This window comes from Patulibacter ginsengiterrae (assembly GCF_056269115.1).
Genome location: NZ_JBWDOG010000001.1, coordinates 423527 through 436430 on the forward strand (window position 1 = coordinate 423527; position 12904 = coordinate 436430).

General features: G+C 74.3%; 14 protein-coding genes. 6 read left to right on the top strand and 8 right to left on the bottom strand.

Going from position 1 to position 12904, the window contains the following annotated elements:
* Nucleotides 1–29: 29 nt before the first annotated feature.
* The 4 genes from tsaD to tsaE are packed head-to-tail and all read right to left on the bottom strand — an operon-like array spanning nucleotide 30 to nucleotide 2957.
* Entirely contained in the window at nucleotides 30–1031 is a 1002-nt protein-coding gene (gene tsaD, locus ACVUH9_RS01895; RefSeq protein WP_475753387.1) for a tRNA (adenosine(37)-N6)-threonylcarbamoyltransferase complex transferase subunit TsaD, read from the bottom strand.
* Nucleotides 1028–1738 (bottom strand): ribosomal protein S18-alanine N-acetyltransferase, encoded by a 711-nt coding sequence (rimI, locus tag ACVUH9_RS01900; RefSeq protein WP_475753389.1) that lies wholly within the window; start codon nucleotides 1736–1738, stop codon nucleotides 1028–1030. The genes tsaD and rimI overlap by 4 nt, the downstream gene beginning before the upstream one ends.
* Nucleotides 1735–2484, bottom strand: a complete 750-nt coding sequence (gene tsaB, locus ACVUH9_RS01905; RefSeq protein WP_475753391.1) for a tRNA (adenosine(37)-N6)-threonylcarbamoyltransferase complex dimerization subunit type 1 TsaB — start codon at nucleotides 2482–2484, stop codon at nucleotides 1735–1737. Before tsaB ends, rimI begins: the two co-directional genes overlap by 4 nt.
* Nucleotides 2481–2957: a tRNA (adenosine(37)-N6)-threonylcarbamoyltransferase complex ATPase subunit type 1 TsaE gene (gene tsaE / locus ACVUH9_RS01910; protein ID WP_475753393.1), complete on the bottom strand. Its 477-nt coding sequence runs from the start codon at nucleotides 2955–2957 to the stop codon at nucleotides 2481–2483. Before tsaE ends, tsaB begins: the two co-directional genes overlap by 4 nt.
* A gap of 36 nt (nucleotides 2958–2993) precedes the next feature.
* On the opposite strand from tsaE, the gene ACVUH9_RS01915 reads away from it, so the two are divergent.
* Complete coding sequence (locus ACVUH9_RS01915) at nucleotides 2994–4391, top strand: lipopolysaccharide biosynthesis protein (protein ID WP_475753394.1); 1398 nt, start codon at nucleotides 2994–2996, stop codon at nucleotides 4389–4391.
* On the opposite strand, the gene ACVUH9_RS01920 is transcribed toward ACVUH9_RS01915, so the two are convergent.
* A complete protein-coding gene (locus ACVUH9_RS01920; protein ID WP_475753396.1) occupies nucleotides 4369–5280 on the bottom strand; it encodes a hypothetical protein in 912 nt (303 codons plus the stop codon). The genes ACVUH9_RS01915 and ACVUH9_RS01920 overlap by 23 nt on opposite strands.
* Nucleotides 5281–5295: 15 nt before the next feature.
* A complete protein-coding gene (locus ACVUH9_RS01925; RefSeq protein ID WP_475753398.1) occupies nucleotides 5296–6054 on the bottom strand; it encodes a uracil-DNA glycosylase in 759 nt (252 codons plus the stop codon).
* Between the two features lie 199 nt (nucleotides 6055–6253).
* On the opposite strand from ACVUH9_RS01925, the gene ACVUH9_RS01930 reads away from it, so the two are divergent.
* From ACVUH9_RS01930 to panB, 4 genes are read left to right on the top strand one after another with little or no spacing between them, the layout of a single operon-like run.
* Entirely contained in the window at nucleotides 6254–7051 is a 798-nt protein-coding gene (locus ACVUH9_RS01930) for a DUF2520 domain-containing protein (RefSeq protein ID WP_475753400.1), read from the top strand.
* Nucleotides 7048–7965: a pantoate--beta-alanine ligase gene (gene panC / locus ACVUH9_RS01935; protein WP_475753402.1), complete on the top strand. Its 918-nt coding sequence runs from the start codon at nucleotides 7048–7050 to the stop codon at nucleotides 7963–7965. The genes ACVUH9_RS01930 and panC overlap by 4 nt, the downstream gene beginning before the upstream one ends.
* A 5-nt stretch (nucleotides 7966–7970) precedes the next feature.
* Complete coding sequence (gene panD / locus ACVUH9_RS01940; protein WP_475753403.1) at nucleotides 7971–8411, top strand: aspartate 1-decarboxylase; 441 nt, start codon at nucleotides 7971–7973, stop codon at nucleotides 8409–8411.
* A gap of 46 nt (nucleotides 8412–8457) precedes the next feature.
* On the top strand, nucleotides 8458–9366 hold the full coding sequence (gene panB / locus ACVUH9_RS01945; RefSeq protein ID WP_475753405.1) for a 3-methyl-2-oxobutanoate hydroxymethyltransferase: 909 nt from the start codon (nucleotides 8458–8460) through the stop codon (nucleotides 9364–9366).
* A 106-nt stretch (nucleotides 9367–9472) separates the two neighbouring features.
* Here the strand turns inward: panB and ACVUH9_RS01950 are convergent, their stop codons facing one another.
* The gene (locus tag ACVUH9_RS01950) at nucleotides 9473–10549 is read right to left on the bottom strand and encodes an AI-2E family transporter (protein ID WP_475753407.1); all 1077 of its coding nucleotides are present in this window, start codon (nucleotides 10547–10549) and stop codon (nucleotides 9473–9475) included.
* Between the two features lie 198 nt (nucleotides 10550–10747).
* Here ACVUH9_RS01950 and ACVUH9_RS01955 point away from each other — a divergent pair, with 198 nt between their 5' ends.
* Complete coding sequence (locus tag ACVUH9_RS01955; protein WP_475753409.1) at nucleotides 10748–11761, top strand: LysM peptidoglycan-binding domain-containing protein; 1014 nt, start codon at nucleotides 10748–10750, stop codon at nucleotides 11759–11761.
* A gap of 60 nt (nucleotides 11762–11821) precedes the next feature.
* Here ACVUH9_RS01955 and ACVUH9_RS01960 read toward each other — a convergent pair whose 3' ends face one another.
* On the bottom strand, nucleotides 11822–12736 hold the full coding sequence (locus ACVUH9_RS01960) for a universal stress protein (RefSeq protein ID WP_475753411.1): 915 nt from the start codon (nucleotides 12734–12736) through the stop codon (nucleotides 11822–11824).
* Nucleotides 12737–12904 lie beyond the last annotated feature (168 nt).

A 12904-nucleotide genomic window follows, 5' to 3' on the forward strand; every position in this document is an offset into this window, starting at 1 on the left:
CGCCCGTCCCCGCGGGTCGGACGCGCCCCTCAGGAGGCGGCGACCAGCGGCGGGCGCTGCCCGGTCGCGTACGGCTCGAGCCCGGCGACCTCCTCGACCGGCAGCGCCGGACGGTGCATCGCGACCGCCGCGATCATCGCCGCGTTGTCCGTGCAGAGCGAGCGGTCGGGGATCGCGACCTCGGCGTCGAGCGCCTCGAGCCGCGCCCGCAGCGGCCCGTTCGCCGCGACCCCGCCGCCGACCGCCAGCCGCCGGATCCCGGTCTCGCGCAGGGCCCGCTCGACCCGGATCGCCAGCGTCTCGACGACCGCGTGCTGGTAGGAGGCGGCGAGGTCAGCCCGGCGAGCGGCGACCTCCTCCTCCCCTAGATCGCGGATCTTGTAGAGCAGCGAGGTCTTCAGTCCCGCGAACGAGAAGTCGAGGCCCTTGACGCCCTTGGCGGTCGGGAACGCGAACGCGGTCGGGTCGCCGGTCGCCGCCAGACGCTCCAGATGGGGTCCGCCGGGGTACGGCAGCCCGAGCATCCGCGCGCCCTTGTCGACCGCCTCGCCGGCGGCGTCGTCGAGCGTGCTGCCGAGCTCCTCGACCTGGTCCGGGCCGTCGACCCGGGCGATGAAGGTGTGCCCGCCGGAGGCGACCAAGGCGATGAACGGCGGCGCGAAGCCGATCGGCTGGAGCGTGCAGGCCAGCAGGTGACCGTCGAGGTGGTCGACGGGGATCAGCGGCAGACCGCGGACGACGGCCAGCGCCTTCGCGGTCTGCAGGCCGACCAGCAGCGCGCCGACGAGCCCGGGCCCCCGGGTCACGGCGATCCGGTCGATCGCGTCGAGCGTGACCCCGGCGGTCCGCAGCGCGTCGGCCACGACCAGGTCGCAGCGCTCGGCGTGCGCGCGGGCCGCCAGCTCGGGGACGACCCCGCCGTAGTCGTCGTGGATCCCCTGGCTGGAGATCACGTTGGAGCGGATCGTCCCGTCGTCGTCGACCACCGCGGCGCAGGTGTCGTCACAGCTGGTCTCGATCGCGAGGATCATGAGGGACGTCCCGAGTGCTTGGGGATGGTGGTGCCCGGAACGTCGGGCGGGACCGGCCCGCCGGAACCGGGAAATCCGCCGGAGCCGTTGCCGCCGCCGAGGCCGGAGAGGCCGGTCCGGCCCTTCTTCGGCGGCTCGGCACCGGGGATGTCGTCGATCTCGCCCCGCAGCGTCGCGGCGGTCCTCCACATGATCAGGGCGTCCTCGCCGTCGTCGCGGTAGTAGCGACGGCGGGTCCCGACCGACAGGAAGCCGAGGTCGTCGTAGAGCGTCCGCGCGCCGACGTTCGACGGGCGGACCTCCAGCGTCAGCCGGGCGTCGCCGCCGCCGGCTCGTTCGATCACGTGCTCCAGCAGCGCGCGGGCGATGCCCTCGCGACGCCGGTTCGGCTCGACGCAGATGTTCATCACGTGGAAGGCGTCGTCGTAGCGGCTGACGATCGCGTAGCCGACGATCGGCGCCGGTGCGGCGGCACCCTCGCCGCGGTTGAACGCTCGCGCGACCACGCAGAGCCCGCCGGACTTGGCGGTCTCGAGCACGAACATCGCCAGCGACCACGGCGCCCGGTAGCTGCGCCGCTCGATCGCCAGCACCTGCGGCATGTCGGCGAAGGTCAGCCGCTGGATCGCGACGCCGCAGGCCGTGCCGCTGCGGACGGCCTCGGGGGCGACGGAGTCGGGGGTCGAGTCGGGTACGGGAGGGATCACCGGCGGAGCGCGGTCGGAATGGCGTCTGCGTCCCGAACGTACACCGGCCGTAGGTCGTCGGCCCCCGTGGGCGCCGTCGTCGCGGCCGCCGCGATCAGCTGGAGCCCGTCGACAGCGTGCCGGCGCGGGTCCTCGGGGACGGCGATCCCGAGCGCGATCAGGGTCTCGCGGTGCTGCGCGGCCCCGTCGCCGACCGCCACCAGCGGCAGCGGGTGGAGCGCGGCGACCGCGGTCGCCAGCTCCTCGTGCGGCACCGTCCACGGATGCAGGCCGCGAGCGCCGTCGGGCAGCGTCCCGGGGGCGACCAGGGTCAGGAAGAGCTCCTTGCGGCGCGCGTCCTGGACGACCAGCACCGGCCCGTCCGGGACGTCCTCGCTCGCGGCGAGCGCCAGCGCGGCGGGGGTCGGGATCCCGACGGCCGGCACGCTCGCGGCCAGCGCGACCGCGCGGGCGGTCGCGACGCCGATCCGGATCCCGGTGAAGGTGCCGGGCCCGAGCCCGATCACGACCCGCTCGACGTCGGTCCAGCGGCCCCCGACCTCGTCGAGCAGCTCTCCGGCCATCGCCAGCAGGCGACGGGTGTGCGCGGGCCGCTCGCCCGGCTCGGGGGACTCGGTCCGCGCGACGCCGTGGCCGTCACCGCGCAGCACCGCGGCGACCGTCGCCGGGGTCGCGGTGTCGAGCCCGAGCACCAGGCCCGACGCGCTCGGGCGGAACCGCACGTGATCGCCTCCGTCGCCGGTCATCGTGCCCACCGCAGCTCGATCTCGCGGGCGTCGTCGCCGGCGTGGCGCAGCTCGACCTCGAGCGCGGTCCGGTCGGCGACCAGCGCCGCGACCGGGTCGGGCCATTCGACGAACGCGATCACGGCACCGGACAGCTCCTCCTCGATCAGGTCCTCGTCGTCCTCGCCGAGCCCGGCCAGGCGGTACAGGTCGAGGTGGGCGATCCGCAACGACGGCCCGTCGTAGCGGTTGGCCAGTGCGAAGGTCGGCGAGGTGACCCGGCCGGCCGCGCCGATCGCCGCCGCGGCCCCGCGCACGAACGTGGTCTTGCCGGCCCCCAGCTCGCCGCGGAGCAGCACGACGTCGCCGGCCTCGAGTCGTCCGGCGACCTCGCCGCCGAGCCGCTCCGTCTCGACGGGCGACGTGGTGCGCCGGAGGTCGGGGGCGGTGGCGCGGGCGAGGTCCCGATCCGAGGCACGGCGCGCAGGACGCATCTCCGTCGAGTGTAAGTCATCTACGCTTCCCCGATCGTGTCGTCCGACGCTCCCGCGCCGACGGGGCAGGATCCATCGGAACGCCCGACCACCGGCATGCTCGCGCGCCTCAAGCGGCTGCGCAGCACCGATACGGGCCGGACGGCGGAGCTCGCCGCCGCGTCGATGCTCAACAACGCGATCCAGCTGGTCTTCACCGTCCTGCTGACGCGTCTGCTCGGCAAGACGGGGTACGCCTCGCTCGCCGCCCTGGTCGCCGCGTTCCTGATCCTCCAGGTCTCCGGCCAGGCGATGCAGGCGGCGGCCGCCCGCGCGATCGTCCGCTGGACCGAGCAGGGCCACGACGAGCCGTACCGCGAGGTCGCCCAGTGGACCCGCCAGGCGCTGCTGATCTCGGCTGTCGCGGCCGTGCTCGGGATCGTCTTCCGCGAGCCGCTGGCGCAGCTGATCGGGGTCGACAGCCACGCCTGGGCGGCGGCGGTGCTCCCCGTCTCGGGCGTGCTCTACCTGCTCGTCTGCCTCCAGCGCGGGGCGCTCCAGGGCCTCCGCGACTTCGACGCCGTCGCCGGCTCGATCGTGATGGAGGCGGTCCTGCGCCTGGGCGCGGCGATCATCCTCGTCTCGATCGGGATGGAGGTCACCGGTGCGTTCGCGGCCGCGCCGATCGCCTTCGCCCTGCTGGCGGTCGGGATGGACCACCGGCTCCGCCAGAAGCACGTCGGTGGCGGCTCCGTCCGCAGCCACGAGCGGCCGACCCCGCTCTGGCAGCTCGCCAAGTGGGAGCGAACGGTGATCTTCTCGCTGCTGCTCGTGGCGATCATGCAGAACGTCGACACGATCCTCGCCAAGCGCGAGCTCGACGACTCGGTCGCCGGCTCCTACGCGGCGGCGGCGGTGGCGGCGAAGGCCGTCGTCTGGGTCGCCGTCGGCGTGGCGCTCCAGCTGCTTCCCGAGGCGACCCGGCGGGCGGTCGCCGGGGAGAACCCCCACCCGGTCCTGCGGCGAGCGCTGGTCTTCCTCTTCCTGATCGGCCTGCCGGCGATCGCGATCTTCGTGGCGATCCCCGAGTGGCTGCTGCGGACCGCCTTCGGCGAGGGCTTCGACACCGCCGCCGGGGCGCTGCCGCTGCTGGGGATCGCGATGCTGCTGCTCTCGATCACGCTGATGTCGGTCCAGTACCTGTCGGCGATCGGGCGCCACCGGCACCTGGTCCCGCTGCTCGTGCTGGCCGTCGGCGAGATCGCCTTCCTCGCCCGCAGCGGCTGGACCGCGACCGAGTTCGCCACGATCGTCCTGATCGCCCAGGCCGCGGCGGCGGCGGTCACGCTCGGCCTCGCCTGGTGGACCCCGCCGGCCCCGGGCGTCCGGACCGTCGCCGAGGGCGAGCCGGTCCCCGGCACCGCCCCGGTGATCAGCGACCCTGCGGTCGGCTGAGCGGCCGCGGACCGGGGACCGCGACGGCGGATTCCCCGGCCCTGCGGCGGCCCCCGAGGAAGCCGCCGAACAGCAGCGTCGCCGTGGCCACCGGGACGGTCGCGGGCAGGGTCCGGATGCTGTCGAGCGCGAACAGCAGGTCGAACAGCAGCGAGAGCACGAGCGTCACCCCGGCCGCCGCCAGCTGGAGCCGCCGGCTCGCGCCCTCGAAGGCCAGGACCGCGCCGAGCACGCCGGCCACGAAGACGTCGCCGTAGCCCATCGAGGCGCCGTTCAGGTGGAGGAACTGCAACCGCGGCAGCTCGGCGCTCGGCGCGGCCGCGTTGAGCGCGTTGTTCGGCACCTCGAGCTGCCCGGAGAAGACCAGGATCGCGTCGATCACGGCCATCGCGACCAGCGCGATCCGGATCGGCGCCATCGGGTGGCGGTGGAGCAGGTCCGCGAGCCGCCCGGAACCGGTGGTCGGCGCCTCCCCCACGACCCCGGCCAGCAGCCGGCCGAGGGTCACGCAGCTGAGCGCCGTCAGCAGCAGCGCCGCGACCTGGCCGACCCGCTCGCCCTCGGCGACGACGGCCAGCACGAGGGCCGGCAGCGCCAGCACCGCCAGCCACGGCCGCGCCCCGCGCATCGCCCAGCCGAGGGCCGCCGCGGCCAGCAGCGGGACCGCCACCAGCGACAGCCAGGTCAGCCCGCTGGCGGCACCCGGCAGCACGGCCAGGACGGCGACGACGATCGCGATCGAGAGCGGCAGCACCAGCGACCAGGCGCGCCCGGCGAACCGCCGCGCGAAGACCGGCAGGCCCGCGGCCGGCAGCGCGACCAGCGCCGCCTGGGCGCCGACCAGGGCCACGTTCTGCCCGGAGTACGGGAGGAAGCCGAAGAGGTCCACGGGGGTCGGTCGCGCCTAGAAGAGCCCGAGCTGCGGGGACTCGTCGGCGTCGTCGGCGTCATCGGCACCGGGCGCAGCCGGCTCCGCCTCCGGCCGCCCCTCAGAGCTCGCGGGGTCGTCCTCCGCGGCCTCCTCGTCGGGGCGCGGCTCCGGCCGCTGCTCCGGTTGCGGCGGCGCCGGCAGGTCGAGCAACGGCGGCACCCGCGCCAGGTCCTCCCGCAGCAGGTCGAGGTTGCTGCGCTGGTAGAGCGCGGCGGCAGGATGGAAGAGCGGCAGCAGCCAGACCGCGCGCTGCCCGATCAGGCGGACCTCGACCTGGCCGTGGACGGCCCGGATCCCGCTCGGGTCGTCGCGCAGCAGCTTGGTCGCGAAGTTGCCCAGCGCGCAGACGACCTTCGGCTGGATCAACAGCAGCTGCTGCTCGAGGTACGAGCGGCAGTGCTCGATCTCCTCGATCAGCGGATCGCGGTTGTGAGGCGGCCGGCACTTGAGGATGTTGGCCACGTAGACCTCGTCGCGCCGGATCCCGATCTCGCCGAGCAGCTCGACCAGCAGCCGCCCCGGGGCCCCGACCATCGGCTGCCCCTGACGGTCCTCGTTCTGGCCCGGCGCCTCTCCGACGAGCAGCAGGTCGGCGTCGGGGTCGCCCGAGCCGAAGACGACGGTCGTCCGGTTCGCCGCCAGCTGCGGGCAGCGCTCGCAGCCCCGGGCCTGTTCCCGCAGCTCCGCCAGCCGGGCGCGGCGCGCGGTCGTGGCTGTTGCGGGCGCGGTCACCTCATCGAGGCTAGCGGGAGCGCCAAAACACTGGATTTCATACCCGCTTTTACAGGGTTGTACTTCTCGAACGGCGTGCTAGAACTCCGTTAGGGCCGTCACCACGACTTCGGTCACGGGACAGACCCTCACCCGCAGCACCCTGATCACTTCCCTTTCACGCGACCGGCATCCCTCGTGGAGCTGGACCGGAGACGAGATGGACTTCCGTCCGAGCGCATCTGACCGTGCGCAGAACCCCCGCTGTTCCGTCGTCGGACGAGGACGGCTCGGTGCCGCGCTGACGCGCGCGCTGCGGGAGGCGGGCGTCTCCGTCAGCGGCCCCCACGGTCGCGGCTACGCCGGCCACGGCGACGACCTGGTCCTGCTCGCCGTTCCGGACGCGGCGATCGCCGACGCCGCCGTCGCGATCGAGCGGCGCGAGGACGGCCCGCTCGTCGGCCACTGCTCCGGCGCCACCACGCTCGCCGTGCTCGCCCCCCACGAGCGCTTCTCGCTCCACCCGCTGATGACGGTGACCGGGGCCGAGAGCGTCCTGGCCGGCGCCCCCTGCGCGGTCGCCGGAGGCTCGCCCCGCGCGCTCGCCGCGGCCGAGGCCCTGGCCTCGACGCTGGGGATGCGGTCGGTCCGGGTCGCCGACGAGAACCGCGCCGCCTACCACGCCGCGGCCTCGATCGCCGCCAACTACCTCCACGCCGTCGAGGACCTCGCCACCCGCCTGGCCGCCACCGCCGGCGTCGACCGCAGCTTGCTCGGACCGCTGGTCCGTGCCGCCGTCGACGGCTGGCAGACCGACGGGGCCGCCTCCGCCCTGACCGGACCGGTCGCGCGCGGCGACGACGCGACCGTCGCCCGCCAGCGGGCCGCGGTCGCCGAGCGCCTCGCTCCGGCCGACCTCGAGCTGTTCGCCCTCCTGACCGGCGCGACCGAGCGCCTCGCCTCCCGCCGCGGCGGGACGGGCACGACGACCACGACCCCGATCGGAACCCCCGCATGAGGACCATCCACAGCGTCCGCGACCTCCGCGCCTACGTCCGCCAGGCCCGTGCCGCCGGGCGCAGCATCGGCCTCGTCCCGACGATGGGCGCCCTCCACGAGGGGCACGTCTCCCTGATCCGCGCCGCCCACGCCCGCAACGACGAGACGATCGTCTCGCTGTTCGTCAACCCGCGCCAGTTCGGCGACGCCGGCGACCTCGCCGCCTACCCGCGGACCGAGGCCGACGACGCCGCGACTGCCGCCGACGCCGGCGCCCAGGTGCTGTTCGTGCCGTCGGTCGACGAGGTCTACCCCGACGGCTTCAGCACCGAGATCCGGGTCTCGGGCGGGCTCACGGAGCGGCTCGAGGGCGCACACCGCGGCCCCGAGCACTTCCACGGCGTGACCACCGTCGTCACCAAGCTGCTGAACATGGTCCAGCCGGACGTGGTCCTGTTCGGGGCCAAGGACGCCCAGCAGGTGCTGGTCGTCAAGCGGCTGGTGCGCGACCTCAACCTGCCGATCGAGATCGTCGTCGGCGACACGGTGCGCGAGCCGGACGGGTTGGCGCTGTCGAGCCGCAACGTCCGCCTCTCCCCCGCCGACCGCCGCCAGGCCATCGCGATCCCGCGGGCGCTCGAGGCCGCCGTCGCCGCCGTCGCCGGGGGCGAGCACGACGCCGCGACCGTCACCGCGCTCGCCGTCGGGGTCCTCGCCGAGGCCGGCCTGACCCCCGAGTACCTGGCGATCGTCGATCCCGAGACGCTCGGCGAGCGCGAGCGGATCGACGCCTCCTCGCTGCTCGCCGTCGCCGTTCCGGTCGGTCCCGTGCGACTGATCGACAACGTCCTGCTCACACCGGTCGCCGAGCTGGTCGATCCGCTCGACCGCGACGCGACCGTCCCGTCCCGTTCGATCAGCCACCAGGGGTGACCCCGATGCAGCGCACGATGCTCAAGTCCAAGATCCACCGCGCGACGGTGACCGACAGCGACCTGCACTACGTCGGCTCGATCACGATCGATCCGGACCTGCTGGAGGCCGCCGACATCCTCGTCCACGAGCAGGTCGCCGTCGTCAACGTCGACAACGGCCAGCGGTTCGAGACCTACACGATCGTCGGCGAGCGCGGCTCGGGCGAGGTCAAGGTCAACGGCGCCGCCGCCCGGCTCGTGCACCGTGGCGACACGATCATCGTCATCAGCTACGCCCAGTACAGCCGCGAGGACCTGGCGACCTACGAACCGGTCGTCGTCCACGTCGAGCAGGGCAGCAACCGGATCATCGACGTCGACGACGCCGTCGCCACGCTCCTGACCGGCACCGCCACCGACCCGGCGACGTCTACCCATCCGCAGCCCGCCGGTCACGCCGTCTGAGGCTCCGCGCCTCCCGCCCCACCCCTCCACTCCCGGAGAACCGCTCATGTCCGCCAGCCCCCGCACCCTCGACCGTCAGACCCCCGACCGCAGCCCGGTCACCGTGACCTCGCTGCTCGAGCAGAAGCACCAGGGCGAGAAGCTCGTGATGGTGACCGCCTACGACTACCCCTCCGCGCTGGTGGCCGAGGCCGCCGGGGTCGAGATGGTGCTCGTCGGCGACAGCGCGGCGACGACGGTGCTCGGCCTCGACTCGACCGTCCCCGCGACCGTCGACGAGCTGCTGATGCTCAACCGTGCCGTCCGCCGCGGCCTCCACGCCAGCTTCATGGTCTCCGACCTGCCGTTCGGCTCGTACGAGGCCTCCGACTACGACGCGATCAAGACCGCCCAGCGGTTCGTCAAGGAGGCCGGCGCCCAGGCGGTCAAGCTCGAGGGCGGCGGGATGATGGTCGACCGCGCCCACGCGATCGTCCGCGCCGGGATCCCGGTCGTCGGTCACCTCGGCCTGACTCCCCAGACCGCCAACGCGCTCGGGGGCCTCCGCGCCCAGAGCCGCAAGGCCAACCAGGCGTCGCAGATGGTCGTCGACGCGCTGGCGCTCCAGGACGCCGGCTGTTGCGCGATCGTGCTCGAGGCGATCCCGGCCGCGGTCGCCGAGGAGCTGATGCCGCTGCTCGACATCCCCGTGATCGGGATCGGCGCCGGCGCCTCGACCGACGGCCAGGTGCTCGTCTGGCACGACCTGCTCGGGCTGCTCGACGGCCACACCGCCAAGTTCGTCAAGCAGTACGCGAACCTGCGCGAGGAGATGATCGCGGCCGTCCGCGAGTTCGCCAGCGACGTCAAGCACGGCGCGTTCCCGGCCCGCGAGCACACCTACGCGATCCCGCCCGAGGAGCTGCAGCGCTTCCAGGGCTCGCTGGCCCAGCTGCACGGGCACCACGACTCCTGACCGTCGGCGGACGCCGCTCCGCCGACGGGCCGTGTCCCGCTCCGGGGGCGTCCGCCGCGCGGGCTCCCCCGGACCGCCGCTGGCCGGACGGCCGGTGGAGCCCCGCTCAGGCCGTCGTCGGCTGGCCGGCCGGCGGCTCGTCGCGCGGCGACGGCTCGGAGCCCTCGTCCAGCGACGCCTGGCGCTCCGCCCGCCACCGCCACCACTCCGCTAGGCCGATCTGGACCGCCGCGGCGAACGGCACCGCCAGCAGCGCCCCCGCGACGCCGAAGAGGGTCCCGCCGAAGAGCACGGCGACCATCACCGCGAACGGGTGGATGCCCACCGCGCGGTTCTGGATCCGCGGCTGGATCACGGTGTTCTCGACCTGCTGGTAGACGATCGACCAGACCACCCAGATGATCGTGACCGTCGGGAAGTCGTGGAACAGGGTCACGATTCCGACCACGACCGCCGCGATCGTCGCGCCGACCATCGGGATCAGGTCGAAGACGGCCACCAGCACGGCCAGCGGCGCCGCGAACGGCACCCCCAGGATCAGCAGCACGACCCAGGTCAGGAGACCGGCGACCACGGCCTGGAACAGCGCCCCGGCGATGTAGGAGCCGACCGCGTCGGCCATCCGGTCGAGGACCGCCCGCAGACGGTCGCGTCGCTCGCCGGGCCCGTACGCGAGCAGTGCCTCGACCCAGCTGCGGCCGTTGGCGACGAGGAACACGCTGAAGATCAGGATCGTCACCGCGGCGAAGGCCGAGTTGACGATCCCGAGCCCGAGGTCGCCCAGCCACGACGCGGCGTTGCCCAGCTGCTCCGGCAGCTTGTCGGCGCTCTTCTGGATCTGCTGGACGATGTGGAAGTCGTCGTCGAGCTTGTTCAGGGTCTCGTTGTCGGTGACCGCCTTCTGCAGCTGCCCCGCGTAGTCGGGCGCCTGGTCGACCAGGTTCGACGCCGCCCGCACGATCGGCGGCAGCATGATCAGGGCGAGCAGCGTCGGGATCAGCAGCAGCACGACATAGACGAGCAGGATCGCCTTCCGCCGCGACATCCAGCGCTCGCACCACTTGATCGGCCCGGCGACCGCGACCGCGAGGAAGGCGGCGATGATCAGCCACGAGATCGGGCCGCGAAGCAGGTACAGCAGCCCGATCGACGCGATCACCGAGACCACGGTGAGCGTCGTCACGAGGACCGTCCTGGGGATGTTCTGTTCTGGGCGCACGCAGGTCCTCGGCTTCGGTCGTCGTCGCCGACGCTAGCGGCCCGCGCGGCCGGATCGGCACGCAACATCGCTTGCGTATGGGGTCCACGGGTTGCGGTCGACGGTCCGCATGCGGGACAACGGACGAGCCCCCGTCACCCCCAGTCGAAGGAGGTCCGCGTCATGCACGCGCTCCACCGTCGGGCGTTCCTGTCGTGCGCCAGCGCTCTCGCGCTGGCGGCCGCAGCCGCCCCCACCGTCCACGCCCAGCCGATCCACGAGGTCGCGACCGGCGAGTCTCTCTGGCAGGTCGCCGCCGCCAACGGCATGTCGCCAGCGGCGCTCGCCGCCGCCAACGGGCTCTCGGCCGATTCCGGCGTCCGCGCCGGCCAGGTGCTCTCGATCCCGCCCCGCGGCGCCGCGGTCGCGCCGACCGCGCCGGCCGCCGGCACCGCCACGGGCACGACGCCCGCAGCAACCGCCCCGGCCGCGGCCCCCGCCGCCACCGCCTCCACCGCCGCCACCGCCCCAGGACCGGCGGCCGGCGGCTACGTCGTCCGGTCGGGCGACACGCTGAGCGCGATCGCCGCCCGCCAGGGGGTCTCGGTCGCCCAGCTGGCGGCGAGCAACGGCCTCACGATCGGCGCGATCCTGCCGGCCGGACGGGCGCTCTCGCTGCCGGCCGGTGGCAGCATTGGGGCGAGCGGCACGGCGACCACCGCCGCCGCGGCGCCCGCGTCCACGACCACCCCGACCGCCCCCACCGCCCCGGCTCCGGCGAGTGGCCCGGTCGCGACCCCGGGCCGTGTGAGCGGCGCCCAGATCGCGGCGATCGCCGCCCGCAACGGCGTGCCGACCTCGCTCGCCCAGGCGATCGCGTGGCAGGAGAGCGGCTTCGACAACTCCGCCGTCTCGAGCGTCGGCGCCCGCGGGGTGATGCAGGTGATGCCCGGGACCTGGAGCTGGATCGGCAGCAACCTCGCCGGGCGGACGCTCGACCCGACCTCGGCGACCGACAACGTCGAGGCGGGAACCCTCTACCTCGGTCACCTGCTCCGGCAGACCGGCGGCGACGCGGCCCAGGCCGCGGCCGGCTACTACCAGGGCCTCGGCTCCGTCCGCAGCCGCGGGCGCTACGACGACACCGAGCGCTACGTGCGCAACGTCGAGGCCCTGCGGAGTCGCTTCGGCGGCTGAACGCCGACCTCGGGGGGACGATCGGCGCGCCGGGCGCGACCGCTCGTCCCGATCGCGGCGCTACTCGGCCGCGGGCCGCTCTTCCTCGGCCGTGTGCGGCACCACCAGCAGCGGGCAGCGGGCGTCGCGCACGATCTGCGAGCTGACGCTGCCCAGCAGCACCCGCTTCAACGGGCCGTGTCCGCGCGAGCCGACGACCAGCAGGTCGAGGTGCTCGCCGGTCCGGGCCAGCTCGAGCGAGACCCGACCCTCGAGCAGGATCCCCTCGACGTCCGCGACGCCCTCGACCTTGGCCGCCGCGTCGCGCAGCTCCTGCTCGGCGAAGCGCCGGATGTCGGCGAGCGCCTCGGCCCCCGCGTAGCCGCCGTACCAGATGATCTGCTCGTCGAGGACCCGCACCAGCCGCAGCTTCGCGCCGTGGCGACGGGCCAGCTCGGCCGCCGACTCGAGCGCGTGCTGGGCCTGCTGGGAGGTGTCGTAGGCGACGCCGATCGTGGCGATCGGCTTGGGCGCGTCGGCGTAGCCGGCCGGGGCCACCGCGACGGCGCAGGGCGCCCCGTGGAGCGTCTGCTCGGTCACGCTGCCGGCGACCATCCGCCCGAGCCGCCCGAGATGGCTGCTGCCGACGACGATGCAGTCGGCCCGACGCTCCTGCGCCAGGCGGTGGAGCCCGTCGGTCGGGGAGGTGCCGCGGACGACCACGAACGAGGTGTTCGGACGATCCCCACAGGCCTTCCGCGCCAGCTCCAGCTGCTTGTCGGCCTCCTCGCGCAGGAGCGCGTCGTAGCCCTCGGGCAGGCCACGTCCGCCGGCCGGCCCCGCAAGGTAGACGACGGCGACGGTCAGCTCGGCGCCGTCGGTGCCGTCGGCGAGCGCGGTGGCCAGGGCCACGGCATCGCGGCCACCATCGGCTCCGTCGACTCCGGCAATGATCTGGGGCGACACGGACTGCTCCTCGGTCGTGGTGCGGGTCACCGCCCCAGCCTATGGCAGCCGGGGCGTTCGGCCGACCTGGCCCGCCGCCTCCGCCACCGGGGACGCTCCGGAGCCGCTCCCGGGACGACCGCAGGCGTGTCCGTGGTTCCCACGGAGGGCCGACCGTAGCCGGGCCGGATGCCGGGTCGGGCACCCGGTCGTAGCGTG

Coding starts and splice junctions, on each gene's coding strand:
- tsaD (WP_475753387.1), bottom strand. CDS start 1,031: ATGATCCTCGCGATCGAGACCAGCTGTGACGACACCTGCGCCGCGGTG.
- tsaB (WP_475753391.1), bottom strand. CDS start 2,484: ATGACCGGCGACGGAGGCGATCACGTGCGGTTCCGCCCGAGCGCGTCG.
- tsaE (WP_475753393.1), bottom strand. CDS start 2,957: ATGCGTCCTGCGCGCCGTGCCTCGGATCGGGACCTCGCCCGCGCCACC.
- ACVUH9_RS01930 (WP_475753400.1), top strand. CDS start 6,254: ATGGACTTCCGTCCGAGCGCATCTGACCGTGCGCAGAACCCCCGCTGT.
- panC (WP_475753402.1), top strand. CDS start 7,048: ATGAGGACCATCCACAGCGTCCGCGACCTCCGCGCCTACGTCCGCCAG.
- panD (WP_475753403.1), top strand. CDS start 7,971: ATGCAGCGCACGATGCTCAAGTCCAAGATCCACCGCGCGACGGTGACC.
- panB (WP_475753405.1), top strand. CDS start 8,458: ATGTCCGCCAGCCCCCGCACCCTCGACCGTCAGACCCCCGACCGCAGC.
- ACVUH9_RS01955 (WP_475753409.1), top strand. CDS start 10,748: ATGCACGCGCTCCACCGTCGGGCGTTCCTGTCGTGCGCCAGCGCTCTC.